Genomic DNA, 2749 nt, shown 5'->3' with positions numbered 1-2749 from the left:
GGTGCAGGCAGTGCCGTAGAGGTTGCAGTGAATGGTGCGCGCCTGGGCGTGCTGGCGTGGGCTTTCCCCGCTGGAGAGGTAGCCGACCCAACCGCACTCGACCTCATTGCGCACGATGGACCAGCGGAAACGGTAGAAGTCGTGGCCCTTGCGGATTTCGGGGAACACGCTGAACTCGGGACCGAGGGCTTCGCATGCTTGCTCGGCAAGGGCCTTGGCCTGGACGCTGGCCGCAAAGTCTGCATCGGGCATGTCTCGCAGCAGTTCGGCGAGCCGTGCAGCGCGTTCAACGTGGGGCACATCGTCAGACCAGCGCGCACCATCGTGCAGCGGGAACAGGTCTTCAATCGTGGGGGTGGGCGCATTGCGCAGGTTGCAGGTGAAGCGGACCCAATCCACATGCACGGGCTGCTTCGTTTTGGTCCGCTCAGCAGTGAGGCGCAACTTGACTTCGTTGCCGTCCAGAACGAGATCAGTTTTCTTTGCGCGGGTCATGCTTGAGACTCGTTCAGGTTCTCCCCGTGATTACCAACGGGGAGGGTTTGGATAACGCGCGTCGCTGCCGCGCCCGCGCTACGCTTGCTGGGCGCGGCTGCGGCGCGCTGCGTCACTCCAACTTGTGCCCATGCCTTGAAAGCGGAACGCTTGGAAGCAGCGCTGGCAGGCGCAGCCAGGTCGCTGTTACAGCGGACCTGGGCGGCTGTAACAGTGGACGTCGCGCAGCTGGCTGTAACTGCTGCGGCCGGCGGCTGTAACTGCGAGCCGGCGCACTTGGCAGCTACACCGACGAGGAAGCGGGCAAATGCCGGGGGTGTGCGCTCGCGATCTGCGGGCGAGAGGTGAAGAGTGCGGCCTTCAGCTCGGTGTAACTGCACAGGCAGTTCACCGACGTTTTCACGGCTGCAGCCGACGATGTAGAGATACGTGGGCTTCGGTGCGGCGTGACCCCACCAGCCTTGATCAACAAGCAAAGTCCATCCGCCCCAGGCATCGACCTTGCCAGGGTGTGGAAGCTCTGCAGCATGCCAAAGGGTGCTGCCCCATGGATGTTCGAGCACACCACCGCAGCGGCGCACCTGTTCAACTGCGAACAGGGCAAGGGCTTTTTCATCGGGGCGAGGTTTTGCCCAGTGACGCAAACGGCCCCAGCCACGGCAAGGGGGATGGCATACAACGGGATTGGCGCCTGTGTAGCCGCGTGCATCGCGCTGGGCGTCCCACACGTCGTCCACCAGGTCGAAGTAACAGGAATCGGAACGGGCGAAGAGGACAGAGACACCAGGCCGCTGTAACACTGAGCTGGAGAACAGGTCCAGCATGCCCGCGCCGGATTGGCCATTGAGGGTGCACACCCCCAGCGCAGGCGCTGCAGGAGCCGCCACAGCGCGTGCAGCGCCTTTGGTGGCTGGGGGTGTGCGAACGGGGGAAGACGAAGGCATGGCGGCTCCAGAAAATGCACACATAACGTGTGCAGTCCGGGAGACTACGCCGCAAACATCGTGTGTGCAATCCTTTTGCTACGATGCACACTGGCTGTATGCATGCAAACAACATGTAGGAGTTACGCATATGCAAACGACGATGAATCTGCTAGACACAGCGCTCAAGCTGAATCCTGCGCCCTACTGGCATGAGAAGCTGAAACTCTCGCGCAATGCTTTGCACACGGCAAAAACTCGTGGACACCTGAGCCCGGCGATTGCTGGAGCGCTGGCCGAGGAACTAGGCCAGGACGTTAAAACGTGGATCGTGGTGGCTGCTCTGGAGTCAGAGCGAGATAGCGCATGCAAGACGCGGATGATGAAGCGCGTCGCAAAGCTCACATCTGTTTAATGATGTAATTTCGCGATGACGTCCAATTTCCGCCATGTCGCACTTATAGGCAAGTACCAGACTTCAGCTGCAGGCGCCCCCGGTGATGGCTCTCGCCGGGCTTTGGAGGATATTGCGCATTTCTTGGAGCGCCAGGGATGTGAGGTGGTGCTGGAAGCGGAGACCGCCAGCAATACCGGATTGACACACTACCCTTCCTTGAATGTAGACCAGATCGGTGCACGGTGCGATTTGGGGCTGGTGGTGGGGGGGGATGGAACGATGCTCGGGATTGGCCGACGCTTGGCGCGTTTTGGAACGCCGCTGATCGGCATCAATCAGGGCCGGCTCGGATTCATTACTGACATTCCCTTCGACACCTATCAGACCACATTGCCACCGATGCTGCGAGGTGCCTACGAAGAAGACCAGCGGCCTTTGATGCACGCAACAGTCGTTCGCGATGAACGTGTGGTGTTCGAAGCCTTGGCCATGAACGATGTGGTGGTCAACCGTGGTGCGACGTCGGGCATGGTGGAATTGCGTGTCGAAGTTGGTGGGCAGTTTGTAGCCAATCAAAGGGCCGACGGCCTCATCATTGCCTCCCCTACCGGATCGACCGCATATTCGTTGTCTGCGGGCGGGCCCATGCTTCACCCATCCATCCCGGGCTGGGTGCTGGTTCCTATAGCGCCACATACGCTGTCCAACCGCCCCATCGTGCTCTCCGATGCGACTGAGGTGGCTGTCGAAGTAGTGAGCGGGCGCGATGTCAGCGCGAACTTTGACATGCAGTCCCTTGCGTCCTTGCTGCATGGCGACCGCATCCTCGTCAAACGCTCTGAGCACCGCGTGCGATTTCTACACCCTCAAGGCTGGAACTACTTCGCGACTTTGCGCAAGAAGCTGCGCTGGAACGAAGGGGGCTCATGTCATG

General features: G+C 60.6%; 3 protein-coding genes and 1 pseudogene. 2 read left to right on the top strand and 2 right to left on the bottom strand.

Annotated features, from left to right (window positions below; translation table 11 throughout):
- Window positions 1-495: pseudogene (locus tag AC04MI_RS24515) on the bottom strand (replication initiation factor domain-containing protein); the annotation flags it as partial.
- Window positions 492-1319 carry a hypothetical protein gene (locus tag AC04MI_RS24510; protein WP_476498960.1) on the bottom strand — a complete coding sequence of 276 codons (828 nt, stop codon included), beginning with the start codon at window positions 1317-1319 and terminating at the stop codon, window positions 492-494. The gene AC04MI_RS24510 and the pseudogene AC04MI_RS24515, both read right to left, overlap by 4 nt.
- Window positions 1320-1569: 250 nt before the next feature.
- On the opposite strand from AC04MI_RS24510, the gene AC04MI_RS24505 reads away from it, so the two are divergent.
- Both AC04MI_RS24505 and AC04MI_RS24500 read left to right on the top strand, forming a co-directional pair.
- Entirely contained in the window at window positions 1570-1833 is a 264-nt protein-coding gene (locus AC04MI_RS24505) for a hypothetical protein (RefSeq protein WP_395456174.1), read from the top strand.
- Between the two features lie 15 nt (window positions 1834-1848).
- The coding region (locus AC04MI_RS24500; protein ID WP_476498959.1) for an NAD kinase at window positions 1849-2749 on the top strand (901 nt) is incomplete at its 3' end.

The organism is Acidovorax sp. LjRoot204 (assembly GCF_056175785.1).
This window is presented reverse-complemented; position numbering and strand designations above follow the sequence as displayed.